At 69.2% G+C, this 14,567-nt stretch carries 12 protein-coding genes; 8 read left to right on the top strand and 4 right to left on the bottom strand.

The genetic code is table 11. The features are described from left to right. Positions 1 to 306: 306 nt before the first annotated feature. The 5 genes from ALI144C_RS21590 to ALI144C_RS21575 are packed head-to-tail and all read left to right on the top strand — an operon-like array spanning position 307 to position 3,203. On the top strand, positions 307 to 549 hold the full coding sequence (locus ALI144C_RS21590; RefSeq protein WP_076988929.1) for a hypothetical protein: 243 nt from the start codon (positions 307 to 309) through the stop codon (positions 547 to 549). A gap of 1 nt (position 550) precedes the next feature. After that, a complete protein-coding gene (locus ALI144C_RS55635) occupies positions 551 to 694 on the top strand; it encodes a hypothetical protein (protein ID WP_168211311.1) in 144 nt (47 codons plus the stop codon). Continuing rightward, positions 687 to 1,847 (top strand): non-hydrolyzing UDP-N-acetylglucosamine 2-epimerase, encoded by a 1,161-nt coding sequence (wecB, locus tag ALI144C_RS21585; protein ID WP_076988928.1) that lies wholly within the window; start codon positions 687 to 689, stop codon positions 1,845 to 1,847. The genes ALI144C_RS55635 and wecB overlap by 8 nt, the downstream gene beginning before the upstream one ends. Continuing rightward, a complete protein-coding gene (locus ALI144C_RS21580) occupies positions 1,834 to 2,577 on the top strand; it encodes a hypothetical protein (protein WP_076988927.1) in 744 nt (247 codons plus the stop codon). Before wecB ends, ALI144C_RS21580 begins: the two co-directional genes overlap by 14 nt. A gap of 8 nt (positions 2,578 to 2,585) precedes the next feature. Next, entirely contained in the window at positions 2,586 to 3,203 is a 618-nt protein-coding gene (locus tag ALI144C_RS21575; RefSeq protein WP_143230773.1) for a response regulator transcription factor, read from the top strand. A gap of 142 nt (positions 3,204 to 3,345) precedes the next feature. On the opposite strand, the gene ALI144C_RS58455 is transcribed toward ALI144C_RS21575, so the two are convergent. Both ALI144C_RS58455 and ALI144C_RS58450 read right to left on the bottom strand, forming a co-directional pair. After that, complete coding sequence (locus tag ALI144C_RS58455) at positions 3,346 to 3,480, bottom strand: hypothetical protein (RefSeq protein WP_269086692.1); 135 nt, start codon at positions 3,478 to 3,480, stop codon at positions 3,346 to 3,348. 335 nt (positions 3,481 to 3,815) lie between these two features. After that, positions 3,816 to 3,947 (bottom strand): hypothetical protein, encoded by a 132-nt coding sequence (locus tag ALI144C_RS58450; protein ID WP_269086691.1) that lies wholly within the window; start codon positions 3,945 to 3,947, stop codon positions 3,816 to 3,818. An 89-nt stretch (positions 3,948 to 4,036) separates the two neighbouring features. On the opposite strand from ALI144C_RS58450, the gene ALI144C_RS21570 reads away from it, so the two are divergent. Then, positions 4,037 to 5,419, top strand: coding sequence for a GGDEF domain-containing protein (locus tag ALI144C_RS21570; protein WP_202819017.1), 1,383 nt, complete (start codon positions 4,037 to 4,039; stop codon positions 5,417 to 5,419). A 77-nt stretch (positions 5,420 to 5,496) separates the two neighbouring features. On the opposite strand, the gene ALI144C_RS21565 is transcribed toward ALI144C_RS21570, so the two are convergent. Next, positions 5,497 to 9,003 carry an AAA family ATPase gene (locus ALI144C_RS21565; protein ID WP_076988924.1) on the bottom strand — a complete coding sequence of 1,169 codons (3,507 nt, stop codon included), beginning with the start codon at positions 9,001 to 9,003 and terminating at the stop codon, positions 5,497 to 5,499. A 174-nt stretch (positions 9,004 to 9,177) separates the two neighbouring features. Here ALI144C_RS21565 and lpdA point away from each other — a divergent pair, with 174 nt between their 5' ends. After that, positions 9,178 to 10,563, top strand: coding sequence for a dihydrolipoyl dehydrogenase (gene lpdA, locus ALI144C_RS21560; protein ID WP_076988923.1), 1,386 nt, complete (start codon positions 9,178 to 9,180; stop codon positions 10,561 to 10,563). A gap of 38 nt (positions 10,564 to 10,601) precedes the next feature. Here lpdA and ALI144C_RS21555 read toward each other — a convergent pair whose 3' ends face one another. Further along, complete coding sequence (locus ALI144C_RS21555; protein ID WP_237774247.1) at positions 10,602 to 11,258, bottom strand: response regulator transcription factor; 657 nt, start codon at positions 11,256 to 11,258, stop codon at positions 10,602 to 10,604. A 171-nt stretch (positions 11,259 to 11,429) separates the two neighbouring features. Between ALI144C_RS21555 and ALI144C_RS21550 the strand changes: the two genes are divergently transcribed. After that, complete coding sequence (locus tag ALI144C_RS21550; RefSeq protein ID WP_076988922.1) at positions 11,430 to 14,519, top strand: amidohydrolase family protein; 3,090 nt, start codon at positions 11,430 to 11,432, stop codon at positions 14,517 to 14,519. The last annotated feature ends 48 nt before the right edge of the window (positions 14,520 to 14,567 follow it).

Here is a 14,567-nt window from a genome sequence, read left to right as displayed (position 1 = left end):
GTCACATTCAACTGTGCTCACCCGCGCGGGTGAGAAATCGAAAACCGTGTCATCGCCTATTTTCGATCTTCATCCTACCCGCGAGTAGGAGGAGCTGAGGAGAACGCATGGAAACCGTGAACCACGTGGTCGGTGTCGCGGCAGTCGTCGTGCTCTCGTTCAGTCTCACCTATTTCATCACGCTGGTGGTCAATGGTGTCCGGCTGGTCGGAAGGTCGCGATCGAAACTTCGTGATCAAGAAAGGGCCACCGCGGCACCGACTTTTTCAACCACGCGTGAGATTTATTTTCTCGTAGCCGCTCTCCATGAGGCCGAGGTCATCGGGGAAACCGACCCCGGAGATCTGGCAGTCCCTCGGCCTCGCCACGGTCTTCCTCGGCAACCAGGCGCGGCTCGCCGCGATCGACTTCGCCACCAGGTGGAGGAGGCTCGGCTTCGGTTTCGACTTCTCCCACCAGGTGCTGGGCAGCGTGATCAGCCTGGTCACCGCGTGCGGGGGAGTGCTCGTCGTGGTGTGGCTGGCCACCCGCGTTACCAGGAAGGAATGACATGTACCCAACAGGCGGAGGTATCGCAGGCGCGGGCAGGGGATTCCCGGCTGCGTGGCCGTTCGTGCTCGGTCCGCTGTTCGTGGTGCTCGGACTGGTCATGGTCCGCGTCGCGAGCCGTCGCAAGGAGGCAGGCCATGGCTGAGGTCCACCTGGTCGCCGGGACGCGCCCGGAGGCGGTCAAACTCGCCCCGGTCCACACGGCGATGACGCGCTCCGGCCGGATGCGGCCGGTCATGGTCGCCAGCGGGCAGCACCCTGTCATGGTCCGCCAGGCGCTGGCCAGTTTCGACCTGGCGCCGGACGAGGAGCTCAAGATCGACCGGGTCGCCGGTGACCAGACCGAGCTGATGGCCAAGCTGTCGACCGAACTGGACGCGCTGTGGGCGCGCCGCACCCCGGACGCGGTGCTCGTGCAAGGGGACACGGCGACCGCGCTGGCCGCGGCGCTCGTGGCGTTCTGGTGCCGCATTCCCGTGGTGCACCTGGAAGCAGGGCTCCGGTCGCACGACATGACAGCGCCGTTCCCCGAGGAGGCCAACCGGCGACTGGTCGGCGTGCTGTCCACAGTGCACCTCGCCCCGACCGGGCTGGCCCGCGCCCACCTGCTGGCCGAAGGCGTGCCGGACGACCGGATCCAGGTCGTCGGCAACACGGTCGTGGACGCGATCCAGTCCGTGGCCGGGCGGCCGTTCGCCGAACAGCGCCTGGTCGCGGTGGAGCGCCGTGCACTGGGGGGCGACACGCGGCTCGTGCTGGTCACCGTGCACCGCAGGGAATCGTGGGGCGAGCCGATCGCGGCCGTGCTGCGTGCCGTGCGCAGGCTGGTGCGGCTCAACCCGGACATCGAGGTCGTGCTGCCCGCACACCCCAACCCCGCTGTACGCGCTCAGGTCTACCAGGAACTGGCCGGGTGTGACCGTGTGCTGGTCACCGATCCGCTCGACTACCCGGACATGGCCAGGGTGTTGCGTGCGGCCACCTTGGTGCTGTCCGACTCCGGTGGCATCCAGGAGGAAGCGCCCACGTTCGGCGTGCCCGTGCTCGTGCTGCGGGACACCACCGAACGACAGGAGGCGGTCGACGCGGGCTGCGCGTTGCTCGTCGGCACGGACGAACACAAGATCCTCTCCACGGCGCACCGGTTGCTCGGCCGTCCTGCGGTCGTCGCGAGGATGACCGCGCAACGCAACCCGTTCGGCGACGGCTACGCGGGGGAACGCACGGAACAGGTGGTGGCCGATCTGCTGGGACTGGCCGGTTCACCTTTGCTGATGGCTCCTGATGATGCGGCTTGACGACGTGGTCAAGGCTTGGCGGACCCGCAGCCTGCGAGACGGCTGGGCCTACCCGGACGACTGGGAGGTGCCGGAGGCGTACCTGGTCGCCGAGGCGCACCTGTCCGGTTCGGACATGCTCGGACCGCTGGCCGCGCTGGCCGGCGTCCGGGCACGTGCCGGGTTCGGCCTGCGTGAGGTGCTCGGCGACATGATCGCCCTGCACTCGGTCGTGCTCGTCGGCGAACCCCCACCGGACTGGACACGGACGACCGCGATCGGCTGGAGCGACGCGGCCGCGTTGGAGCTGGCGAGCACCCGCGTCGACGACGGGGTGACGGGCCTGGCCACCGCGGCCTACCTGCGTACCCGGCTGTTCGAAGTGTACGAGCAGTGTGCGGCCGCGGGCGTGTACGCGTCCACTCGGTACTGCCTGATCGTCGTATCGGTCGCGCTGGGGACGCTGACCGGGTTGGACCGCACGGCCGCGATGGTGCTCACGGCCGACTCACTCGGGATGGTCTTCGCCCACGGCGAGACACGGGCGCTCGCCACACCGTCCACCGCGGCCGTGCTGTCGCCATGCGGGCCCATGGTGTCCGCGCGCGTGCGTGTCGCAGGTGCCTTGATCACCGACCGGTTCACCCGGTCCGGGCTACCCGCGGGCCTTGTCCGGTCGCGGTGCGAACAACTGCCGGATGGATATGAAGAAGCCTGCCGGCTCGTCGGCTCGATAGGGCGGAACACATGATGGATGTGATGGTTGTCAGCGACGTCCCGCTGCTTCGGGAAGGCATCGCCCGCTTGGTCGAGCGGATGCCGGACGCCCGCGTGACCGCAGGCGTCGGCCTGGCAGGCGCGGCCGTCGACCACCTGCGGCACCGCCCGGTCGACATGGTCGTGGTGGACGCCCAGATGGACCCCGACTTCCGACTGGTCCGCGAGCTGTCGGCGGCCGTGCGGGTGTTCGTGCTGCTGAGGCTCAACCAGTCGACCACCGGATCGGCTGCCGCTGTCACGGCGGGCGCCAGCGGAGTCGCGTTGGCCACGACGCCCCTGCGCGTGCTGGCCGACTCGTTGCGGGCAGCAGCCCGTGCCACCCCGGCGATCACGGTTGTTCAGGAGAACTTCAAAGCGCGGACCGTGGTGGAGCTGCGCGGCCCCGGCGGCGTCCTGTCGCCACGCGAGTCGGAGATCCTGCAGCTGATGGCTGAGGGACTGGTCAACGAGACCATCGCCGAGCGGCTGTACCTGTCGGTCGACACGGTCCGCACGCATGCCAAGAACCTCTCCCGCAAGCTGGGGGTTCGGTGCCGCGCCCAGGCCGTCGCCTACGCGTACCGGTCGGGCTTCATGTCCGTGGGCCGCGCTTCCTGACCTTCCCCTGGCACGAAGAACCGGCCTGGCTGGACGCCCCCGTGGCCAGCCAGGCCGGTCTTCTCACGCGGTCGCCCCCGGCGGCAACCGCGGTCGGTGGGTGTGTGGAGCACGGCGGTCCCCACACACCCACCGGGCACTGTCAGACCGTGCTCTTGCGACGGTTACGCAGCAGACCGAAGCCGACCGCTGCCATGGCCGGGCCTGCTGTGATGGCGAGTCCGATCGTCACGACACCCGTGGTGGCAAAGGTCCTGCGCACGATGGTTGAACGCATGGAATTCCTTTCGCTCGCGCTACACCGGATAGTGGGCGTCGCACGCGGAGCGAAGCGAGCCGTGCACGGGTCGTTACCGCCCGGCGGCTACTGATCTACCCCTGCTGGGGTAGGCGCGGGAAAGCGTGTCCTATGACGACAGCAAGCTGCGCGGTGTCTCGACGAACCACCGGGTGTGCCACACCACAAAACTACGGGGAGTGAGCGAACTCGGGTTCTGTGGCATTCGCGGACGTTCGCCCGGACGGCTCAACGACCGGACCGGGCGGCCGTGACTGGCGGCGCCGAGGCGGCGGGCGCAGCGACTCCCAAGCCCGCCGCCTGTCCTTGCCGCATCAGCAGGATGCCTGGTAGAGCCACTCGTTGCCGGTGAACCACTCGTTACCCGCGAACCACTCATTACCGGCGAACCACTCGTTGCCGGTGAACCATTCGTTGCCGCGCCGCACCCACTCGTTACCGTTCACGGTCGTTCCTCTCTGTACACATCGGACCGGAACAAGACCCCCGACTGGCCGAAAGACAGCGGGTGACTTGGCCGATTACCGTTCACCGGGTGACCCGCGTTCGAGATACGGGCCTGGAGATGAGTGTGAACCCCAGGCTGCGCTGGGTCTCGCCCCGAAAGTGGCGACTGTGGGCGCTGCCACCGGCGTCGTTGGCATATGTGCTGGTCACGAACGTGGTAGCCGTCCTCGTCACAGTGATGGCGAGCCTGCATGTGACCGTAAGTCGCACCGAATGGGTGTGGTTCGCGGTCCTCGCCGCGGCCTCGCTGCTCCATTTGGAGGCGGCGCGGAGTATCGAACGCAGGCGGGAACAGACCGGCGAAGGCGTCCCGTACACCAACCTGAAGTCACTCTGGGTGTTCACCGGCGTGCTGTTGCTGCCGCTGCCGCTCGTCATCGCTCTCATCGTGATCGCGTACACGTACTGCGGCGTGCGGATCTACGGCCCCTTCGTCTGGCACCGCAAGATCTTCTCCACCGCCACGTTCGTCATCGCCAGCGCGTGCGCGGCGGCCGTGCTCAGGGCCGGTGGCCTGGACAACGCGCCACGTGTCCCGGTGGGACCGTGGTCCCTGGTCATCGTGGTCGCCGCGGCCACCACGTGGTGGCTCATCAACTACGCCTTGGTCGTCGGCGCGATCCTGCTGTCCTCACCGGACACCACGGCCCGCACCGCGCTGGGCGACCTGTCCGAACAGTTGGTCGTGGCCGCCGCGCTCGGCCTGGGGATCGCGGTCGCCGCGCTGGAGGCGTCCAACCCGTGGGTGGTGCCGGTGCTGATGGTCACCGTGCTCGCCTTGCACCGCGACCTGCTGCTCCCGCAGTACCAGCGCCAGGCCCGGACCGACGACAAGACCGGCCTGGCCGCGCCGACGTTCTGGTCCCAGGTGGTCGTTGCCGAACTGAGCCGGGCCAAGCTGGTCGGCGGCAACGTCGGCGTGCTGATGATGGACGTCGACAAGTTCAGCGACATCAACAACAGCTACGGCCACCCCGCCGGGGACCAGGCGCTCCAGTCGGTCGTCCGGGTGGTCCGCACGGAGATCCGCCGCGGCGACCTGGCCGCGCGCTGGGGCGGCGACGAACTCGCGGTGGTCCTGCCCGGCACGACCAGTGCGGAACTGCAGATGGTCGGCGAACGGATCAGACGGCGCCTGGCCAACACCCCCGTGTCCATCACGCACGCCAAGACGGGCAAGACCATCGTGCTGGAGGGCGTGACGGTGTCCATGGGCGCCGCCGTCTACCCGGAATCCGGTGTGGACGTCGACCGGCTGGTCCTCGCCGCGGACGCCGCGCTGCTCGCGGCCAAGGAAGCGGGCCGCAACCAGATCTGCCTGGCCACCCCGTGCGACAACGGCGTGGTCGTCCCGCCCGCCATCCCGGTGCAGGCGCACTTGATGCGCCGCCGCACCGACATCCCGTCCTGACCAGGGCTCTCCTTGCTTGTACAGATGTCATACGCGGTGGCCGGATGGAGCATCACGGCCACCGCGTACGACAAATGTCAGAGGTATTGGCCAGTTGGCACATCGTGGCCGGTGTCCTGCGACTCGGGCAGGTCGGCGGCCAGCAGCAGCCGCACTTCCGGCTCCGGCGACGACTCGTCGTCGCTGGTGATCCGGTGGCCCTGGAGAGCCACCGCCCGGTCGAACACGTTCCGCACGAACCGGCCGTTGCCGAACGACTCGCCGCGCGGGGTCCGCCTGAGCAACGACCGGAACGCCGGGACCACGTCGGGGTGCAGCTCGTAGCCCGCTTTCGACGTCATCGCCGTGAAGATCGCGACCAGCTCGTCGTCGCTGTAGTCCGGGAACCGCAGCTTGGACGGGAACCGGGACGCCAGGCCCGGGTTCTTGTCCATGAACTTGGCCATCTTGCCGTCGTAGCCGGCCACGATGACCACCAAGTCCTCCCGGTTCTCCTCCATCAGCTTGATCAGCTCGGCGATCGCCTCCGAGCCGTAGTCGTCGTACCACGCCTCGGTCAGCGAATACGCCTCGTCGATGAACAGCACCCCGCCGAGTGCCTTGGCCACCGCGGCGCGCACCTTCGGCGCCGTCTGACCGAGGTACTCGCCGATCAGGTCGCCGCGGGAGACCTCGACCAGGTGCCCGGACGACAGCAGCCCGAGTTTGGCGTAGACCGCCGCGAGCAGCCGGGCCATGGTCGTCTTCGCGGTACCCGGGCTGCCGGTGAAGACGAGGTGGCGCGTGGGGGAGGCCAGCGGGATCCCGGCCTCGCGGCGCATCCGGTCGGCCTTGGCCTCCGACACCAGCAGCCGGACCTCGTGCTTGACGGAGTCGAGGCCGATCAACTTGTCGATCTCCGACAGCGGGTCGTTGGGCAACTCCACCCAAGACGTGGTGGCCAGCGTGTCGGGCACGTCGTCGGTGAGGATCTCGTGCAGCGACTCGTCCGCGCCGACCACACCGTCGGCCAGCACCCGCCGGGCCTGCCGGGCGATGGCGCGTTCGAGCAGCCCGATCGCGAGCCGGGCGTTGCCGGTCGGCGTGGACGCCACCAGACTGCGGACCTTCTGCAGCACGCCGTCGTGCAGGGTGAACCCGGCGGCCGCGGCCCTGGCCTCGAACAGCGTCACGAAGCTGTCCTCGGTCAGCGCCGGGAACCGCAGGACGGACGGGAAGTACGCGGCCAGGTCCGGCTCGGACTTCAGCAGGCCGTTGACGCCCGCGTCCGGTCCGGTCAGCACGACCACGAGGTCCTTCGCGTGGCTCTGCACGGCGGCCACCAGGGCGTTGACCGTCTCGCGGTTGCGCCAGTCGTCCTCGCTCGGCTGCAGCTCGTGTGCCGACTCGACGCACAGCACCCCACCGACAGCCCGGTCGACCAGCCGCCGGACCCGGGGCCCGATCTCCCAGCCTTCACCGTGCACCAGGTCCGCCCGGTCGACCACCACGATGTGACCGGACGACAGCACGCCGGTCGCCGCGAACATGCGGCCGAGAATGCGCGCCACCATCGTTTTGCCCGTCCCGGGTGGGCCGGTGAACACCATGTGGCGGGCTCGCGCGTCCACCACCATCCCGGCTTCGCGGCGCATCCGGTGCGCCTTCTCCTCGGCCACCAGCAGCGCCAGCTCACGCTTGATGTTCTCCAGGCCGATGCACGAGTCCAGCTCGGCCTGCGGGTCGGACCCGGCGAGGTCACCGGGCACGAGCTGGCGCGGCAGGTCAACCTCGGTCACGCTGACCGACCGCGACGGCCCGACCTTGGCGCGTTTGCGCGCGGCCAGGACCGACTGCTCGGCCAGGTGCTCGACCAGCCGGGCGCCGCGCAGGTTCAGCAGCGGGGGAGTCCGGGTGAGCAGGACACCGGCGGCGAGGCCGACCGCGCGGCTGATCGTCGCACCCCGCCGCGCCACCGCCCTTTTAAGCAGTTCCGCATAGTGCTTGTCGGTGAACTCGGTCGTCCGCGCCACTGTGAAGAGTTGATACAAAGCCGGGTTCGTGTCGAACAACCTGGTGTCGCCGCCGGGGCCGCAGACGGCGATGACGTTGAGCTCCGGGTGCCGTTTGAGGCTGCGGCGCAGCTCCTCGGCCACCGCCGTGCCGCACCGCTCAAAGCCCACGATCCGATCGAGCCCGTCGATGACCATCAGCGTCCGCTCGGCGAGGCACTCGCGGACGTCCCTGGTCAGCTGCTGCAGCGCGCCGCTCGCGTCGAGCGTGGTGTAGATCGGGTCGGACACCCAGCGCGACGCCGCCACGACACGCTTGTCCACGAGGTTCTGGATCAGCGCGCTCACGGCCGTCCGGCGCCCGGACGCGTCCGGCCCGGTCACCATCAGCCGCACCTGGCGTTCCACGCCCGGCCGGTCCACCATCAGATCCCGCACGGCCGCGGCCAGCTCGGCCTGTCCCACCAGCGAGAACTCCGGCCGTTGCGGTGCGGCGGGCTCCTGGCGCCGTGGCGCGACCACCACCCCGAAGCGCTTCTCCAGCGGGTTCGTCAGCGGGCGCCGGGCGAACATCTCGCGGACGGTCCGCTGGAAACTGGTCACCGGCAGCTGCGACCCGGCGGAGTTGGGCCCTTCGGGCAGGCCGCGGAAACAGGCCTCCAGCCGCGTGGCCATGTCCAGCCACGCCCGGCACGCGTCCGCCTCGCCCTCGACCAGGCCACGGGCCAGCCAGGCGCGGACCTCGTTCGCCCAGCTCTCGGCGAACGGCTGGCCGATGTACTTCTTGACGTTCTCGTACAGCGCCGCGTCGGTGAACACCGCGAACTCGGCCGGGCTCTCCCAAATGCCCACCTGCTGCAGCACACACGCGATCCCGGCGGCGGCCTCCCAGCCGGAGATCGCCGCGCGCAGCCGGTCGTGCGCCGCGACGAACCCGCCGACCACCCACTCCAGGTGGTTCACCGTGCCGGCCAGTTCGGGCAGGTCGGCCAGGATCTCGTCGGTGGCCGAGCGGGCCCAGGTGGTGACCAGGTTCGCGTACGGGACGAGGCCGTCGACCTCGGGCTTCGGCAGTTCGTACAGCTTGATGGCCGCCTGGCGGCGCCGTTCGAACGGCTCGATCCCGGCGAAGACGTCCAGGCACTCCCGAGCCAGCTGGAACGCCAGCTCGCGCTTGCCGGGGTCGTCACCGGCCGCCGCGACGAGCCAGTCGCCGGGCGGGCGGAACTTGTTGGTGCGCGCGGTGAACCACGTCGGCTCGCGGTTGACCGGGATCTGCTCGGCGCGGAACGCGCTCAACAGCTCAGCTTCAAGATCCGCGCGGTTGCCCCCGCGCACGGCGGCGACGCCGGACAGATAAGGGATGACGCACCACAGCTCGGCACCGACGACAGTGGCCGGTCCACCGTAGAAATCAGTCAGGGAGTACGGCAGTTCGGCCACCCGCGGGTCGCTGTTAAGCACACGCGCCCGTTCGGCGATCTCTTCGAACAGCCCGTCCGGCACACGCCACGGGCCGTGCGAGTACAAGTCGACGACAGGCTCGTCGGTCAGCAGTACGCCCAGGTGGTCAGGTAGTTGTGGCCGCCCCATCAGTGAAACGTAGCGAGGAGGCTTCCGGCTCGGGATGGTGGGGCAGCCGCGTCACCTCCAGGCTGTGAGCGCACGGCGAGCGGAATTCCTCCGGTCACCGCCGGGCAGGGGAGTCACCGAGAGCACACTCTCGTCGGTTCGGCCACTCGAATCGGCCCGGCATAGGCTGATGACATGACCACACATTTCGATGTCGTCGTCCTGGGGGCTGGCGTCGGTGGCTACGTCGCCGCGATCCGGTCGGCGCAGCTGGGCCTGAAGACGGCCGTCGTCGAGGAGCGCTACTGGGGTGGCGTGTGCCTGAACGTCGGCTGCATCCCGTCCAAGGCGCTGCTGCGCAACGCCGAACTCGCGCACATCTTCACCAAGGAAGCGAAGGCGTACGGCATCCAGGTCGACGGCACGGTCAGCCTGGACTACGGCGAGGCGTTCCGCCGCAGCCGCAAGGTGGCCGACGGCCGCGTCAAGGGCGTGCACTTCCTGATGAAGAAGAACGGCATCACGGAGGTCAACGGGTACGGCACGTTCGTCGACGCCAACACCATCGAGGTCGACGGCGAGCGGATCACGTTCGACCACTGCGTCATCGCCGCGGGCGCGAAGCCGCGGCTGCTGCCGGGAACGTCCAAGAGCGAGCGAGTGGTCACCTACGAGGAGCAGATCCTCGCCGAGGACATCCCCGACAGCATCATCATCGCGGGCGCCGGCGCGATCGGTGTGGAGTTCGCGTACGTCCTGCACAACTACGGCGTGCAGGTCACCATCGTCGAGTTCCTCGACCGGATGGTCCCGCTGGAGGACGAGGAGGTGTCCGCGGAGCTGTTCAAGCGTTACCGCAAGCTGGGCATCAACGTCCTCACCTCCACCAAGGTCGAGTCCATTGAGGAGACCGGCGGCGGCGTTCGCGTGACGGTGTCCAAGGACGGCCAGCAGCAGGTCCTCGAGGCCGACAAGGTGCTGCAGGCCATCGGGTTCGCGCCGAAGGTCGACGGCTACGGCCTGGAGAACACCGGTGTGAAGCTGACCGACCGCGGCGCGATCGAGATCGACGCGCGTGGCCGCACCAACGTGCCGCACATCTTCGCGATCGGCGACGTGACCGCGAAGCTGATGCTCGCGCACGCCTCGGAGTCGATGGGTGTCGTGGCGGCCGAAACGATCGCGGGCGCGGAGACCATGGAGCTGGACTTCGTGATGATCCCGCGCGCGACCTACTGCCAGCCGCAGATCGCCAGCTTCGGCTGGACGGAGGCGCAGGCCCGCGAGCGCGGCTTCGACGTGAAGGTGGCGAAGTTCCCCTTCACCGCCAACGGCAAGGCACACGGCCTCGGCGACTCGGCCGGGTTCGTGAAGATCCTGTCCGACGCGAAGTACGGCGAGATCATCGGCGCGCACCTGATCGGCCCGGACGTCACCGAGCTGCTGCCCCAGCTGACCCTGGCCCAGCAGTGGGACCTGACGGTGCACGAGGTGTCCAGGAACGTGCACGCCCACCCGACGTTGGGCGAGGCGGTCAAGGAGGCCATCCACGGCCTGGCCGGTCATATGATCAACTTCTGATCAGCGGGCCTGGTGCGGACCATCGGGTCCGCACCGGCTCACGGCGCGATGGAGCCCGCCTTGTAGCCCAGCCGGTACACCGACCGGACGACGCCCTGGCCCAGTTTCTTGCGCAGGTAGTAGACGTACGTATCCACCGTGGATTCACTGGCCTCGGTGCCGAACACGCGGGTGCGCAGTTCCGCCTTCGGGTAGATCACGGTCGGCCTGGCCACCAGCGTCCGGAGCAGGTCGAACTCGCGCACCGACAGCGACACCCGTTTGCCACGGGGGAGCACCACCTCGTACCGGCGCACGTCCAGTTGGGCACGGCCGAAGGGAATCGTCTCGGCGTTGTCGATGTGCCTGCGCATGAGGCCGCGGACCTTGGCCAGCAGCCGCGCCGGGAGGAACGGCTTGGGCAGGTAGTCGTCCGCGCCCGCGGTCATCGCGCCTGCCTGGTCGGCATCCGAGCCGATCGACGACAGCACCAGCACCCGGGTGGTCAGGGCCTTGCGGCGCAGCGTGGCGAGCGTTTCCAGGTTCTCCCCGGTCTGGTCGACGATCATCACGTCGTAGTGCGCGTCGAGCGCGCGGACCATCGTCGGATCGGTGTCGTAGGCGTAGCCGGCTTCGGCCAGCAGTTCGCCGAGCCGTTCGACGAGCACCTCGTCGTCCGCCACGATCAGCAGCCGCGCCGCGGCCTTCTGGGTCACCCGCCCATCCTGCCCGCGCCGATCCGAAAGCGCTCACCGTCCACTGTGTATCCCTGCCTCCCTGTGGGACTTCGAGCTTAGCGGGACGGTCACGGCCTGTGCTCGCCACGCGCCGAAGAGCGATGGACGCGGATGGTCGGGCACGGCATAGTTGCCTGCCGGGAGGTAAATATGTCACCAGAGGGACTGTCGAGGCGGGAACTTCTTTACCGAAGCGGGCAAATAGCCGCTGGTCTGACCATCACGGGCGCCACGACGGCGGCCGCGCAGGAGCCCGGCGGCGTCACCGGCGCAGGCGGGCAGGTGGTCTTACGCGAAGGCACGAACATGTCCGCGGCGCTGTCGCCGGACGGCAAGCGGATCGCGGTCGACCTGGTGACCGGGATCTGGGTGCTGCCGTCGAGCGGCGGCAGAGCGACCAGGCTGACCGACGACCTGCAGGACGCGACCCTGCCCGCGTGGTCACCGGACGGCAGGCGCATCGCGTTCCAGTCGTACCGTGACGGCAACTTCCACCTGTACGTGATCGACCCCGCGGGCGGCGTGCCGCGCAAACTGACCAGCGGCGCCCACGACCACCGCGAACCGTCCTTCTCCCCGGACGGCAAACGCCTGGCGTTCAGCAGCGACCGGGACGGCAGCTACGGCATCTGGCTGCTCGACGTGGCCTCCGGCGCGGTCACCGCGGTGACCGCCACGCCGGACGAAGAGGCCACCCCGAGGTGGTCGCCCGACGGCGAGCGCCTGGTGTTCACGGTCAACGACACCGCGATCGACGTCGTCACAGTCGCCACCGGCGAACGCACGCGGCTGATCACGGCGACCGGCATCGACAGGCTGTACGGGCCGGCGTTCGGGCCGGACGGGCGAACCCCCAGTTACATGCTGTTGCGCGGGCCGGACGCCCAGTTGATGCTCGGCGACCGGCAACTCACGCGTGACGAGGACGTCTTCGGGTTCGCGGCGAACTGGACCGGCCAGGACGTCGTGTACGTCGCCGACGGCCGCATCCGCCGCCGGTCCGGCCCGGCGACGACGGACATCCCGCTGGAAGCCCGGGTCTCGGTGGCCCGGCGTGACTACCGGCACCGCGTCCGCGACCTCGATTCGCCCGCACCGCGCCCGGTGCGCGGGATCGCCAGCCCGGTCGTGTCGCCGGACGGCTCGTGGATCGCCTACCGCGCGTTGAACGCGATCTACGTCGTGCCGAGCGCGGGCGGTGTGCCCAAGCGGGTCGTCGACGACCAGTACTTCAACTCCGACCCGGACTTCTCACCGGACGGCAGGAACCTGCTGTACGCCAGCGACCGGCTGGGCACCGCGGACCTGTGGTCGCGGGACCTGGCCAGTGGCAAGGACACGGTGCTGACCTCGCTGCCCGGCGCGCAGACGATGCCGCGGTTCTCGCCGGACGGCCGCAAGGTCGCCTACGTCGACCAGGACGGTGCACTGTGGACGCTCGAGGTGGCGACGGGCAAGGTCCAGCAGGTCACCCCGGCGTTGTTCATGCCGGGCAGGCCGAGCTGGTCGCCGGACGGGAACGTGATCGCGCTCGCGGCCGTGAAGCCGTTCTCCAAGCGCTTCCGCGAGGGCACCAGTCAGATCCTCACGGTCGACCTGCGCGGTGGCGAACTGAGGTACGCCGAGCCGATGCCGTTCCGCTCGCTGGCGACCAGGGGTGACGACGGTCCACTGTGGTCGCCGGATGGGAAGCACTTCGCGTTCGTCGTGGAGAGCACCGCGTGGGTGGCGCCGGTCGACGCCACGGGCAAGATGCTCGGCGCGCCGAGGCAGGTCACCCATGAGGTGACGGACTCCCTTGCCTGGAAGGGCTCCGACACGCTGGTGTACCTGTCCAACGGCCAGTTGAAGGCGGTCGGCATCGGCGGCGGCCGGGCCCGCACGATCCGGCTCACGGCGACCTGGCGGCGGCCTGCCCCGCCCGACCGTTCGATCATCCACGCGGGCGCGGTGTGGGACGGCGAGGCCGAACGCCTGCGCCACAACGTCGACATCGTGATCGAGGGCGGGCGGATCGCCGAGATCCGGCCGCACAGAGGCGGCTCGCCAACCGTTGACGCCAGTGGGCTCGTCGCGATGCCCGGGTTGGTGGACGCCCACGTGCACTGGCACCTGCGCGGCCGCGCGTGGGGAGACAGGCAGGGCCGGCTGTGGCTCGCGTACGGCGTCACCACGACCAGATCTCCGGGCGACCCGGTGTACCAGATGGTGGAGACGCGTGAGGCGCTCGAATCCGGCAGCCGGGTCGGGCCGCGTTTCCTGGCCACCGGTGAAGCGGTCGACGGTTCGCGGATCTACTACAACTTCATGCGGCCAACGCTTTCGCGCCGCCAGTTGAACCTGGAGATGTCCCGGGCGACCGCGCTCGACTACGACATGATCAAGACCTACGTCCGGCTGCCGGTGGAGTACCAGCAGATGGTGGTCCGTGCCGCACACGCCGCGGGCATCCCGCTGTCCTCGCATTACCTGTACCCGGCGGCCAACGTCGGGATGGACGGGATGGAGCACACGGGCGCGACCAACCGGCTCGGTTACTCGCACACGGTGAGCCGCACCGGCCGCGCGTACCAGGACGCCGTCACGTTGTTCACCCAGTCCGGGATGTCGCTCACCCCGACCCTGTTCAACTCCAAGTTCATGTACGGCGAGGACAAGTCGCTGTTCACCGACGAGCGGACCAGGGTCCTGTTCCCGCAGTGGGAGTACGACCGGCTCAAGGCCGAGGTCGAGGCGATCGGCACGCCGGGCGCGCCGACGGCCAAGATGCTCGCGGCGAACGTCGACATGGCGCTGCGGGTGCACCGGGGTGGCGGCCTGGTCATCACAGGCACGGACGCGCCGCTGGACAACATGGCTGTCTCGTTGCACCAGAACCTGCGAGCAATGGTGAAGTTCGGCTTCACAGCGCGCGAAGCGTTGATCACCGCGACGCGCAACCCGGCGCGCTGGCTCGGCCTGGACAACCGGATCGGCGTGCTCAAGCCCGGTGCGTACGCGGACCTGGTGCTGGTCGACGGCAATCCGCTGGCCGACATCAAGGCCGCGGCGGCCGTCCGGCGCACGGTCGTCGGCGGTGTGCAGCGGACTGTCGACGAACTGATGGCGCCTTTCCGTGGCCAGGCACCCGTGACTGCCAAGCAGACTGCCAACGAGGTGCTGCCCGCGTTGCCGTCGGCCATACAACGGCACTGGTGGCACGAACCCGAATGGGCGACACACGTCTGCTGCGACCACTGAAGGAACCGCTGGTAGGTGTCCAACCGGTGCGGCTATTCAAGCTGCGCT

It is taken from the genome of Actinosynnema sp. ALI-1.44, assembly GCF_001984155.1.
GTDB lineage: Bacteria > Actinomycetota > Actinomycetes > Mycobacteriales > Pseudonocardiaceae > Kibdelosporangium.
This window is presented reverse-complemented; position numbering and strand designations above follow the sequence as displayed.

Excerpts from the sequence above, each read along its gene's own strand:
- ALI144C_RS55635 (WP_168211311.1), top strand. The coding sequence starts at position 551 with ATGTACCCAACAGGCGGAGGTATCGCAGGCGCGGGCAGGGGATTCCCG.
- ALI144C_RS21575 (WP_143230773.1), top strand. The coding sequence starts at position 2,586 with ATGGTTGTCAGCGACGTCCCGCTGCTTCGGGAAGGCATCGCCCGCTTG.
- ALI144C_RS21590 (WP_076988929.1), top strand. The coding sequence starts at position 307 with ATGAGGCCGAGGTCATCGGGGAAACCGACCCCGGAGATCTGGCAGTCC.
- wecB (WP_076988928.1), top strand. The coding sequence starts at position 687 with ATGGCTGAGGTCCACCTGGTCGCCGGGACGCGCCCGGAGGCGGTCAAA.
- ALI144C_RS58455 (WP_269086692.1), bottom strand. The coding sequence starts at position 3,480 with ATGCGTTCAACCATCGTGCGCAGGACCTTTGCCACCACGGGTGTCGTG.
- lpdA (WP_076988923.1), top strand. The coding sequence starts at position 9,178 with ATGACCACACATTTCGATGTCGTCGTCCTGGGGGCTGGCGTCGGTGGC.
- ALI144C_RS21565 (WP_076988924.1), bottom strand. The coding sequence starts at position 9,003 with ATGGGGCGGCCACAACTACCTGACCACCTGGGCGTACTGCTGACCGAC.
- ALI144C_RS21580 (WP_076988927.1), top strand. The coding sequence starts at position 1,834 with ATGATGCGGCTTGACGACGTGGTCAAGGCTTGGCGGACCCGCAGCCTG.
- ALI144C_RS21550 (WP_076988922.1), top strand. The coding sequence starts at position 11,430 with ATGTCACCAGAGGGACTGTCGAGGCGGGAACTTCTTTACCGAAGCGGG.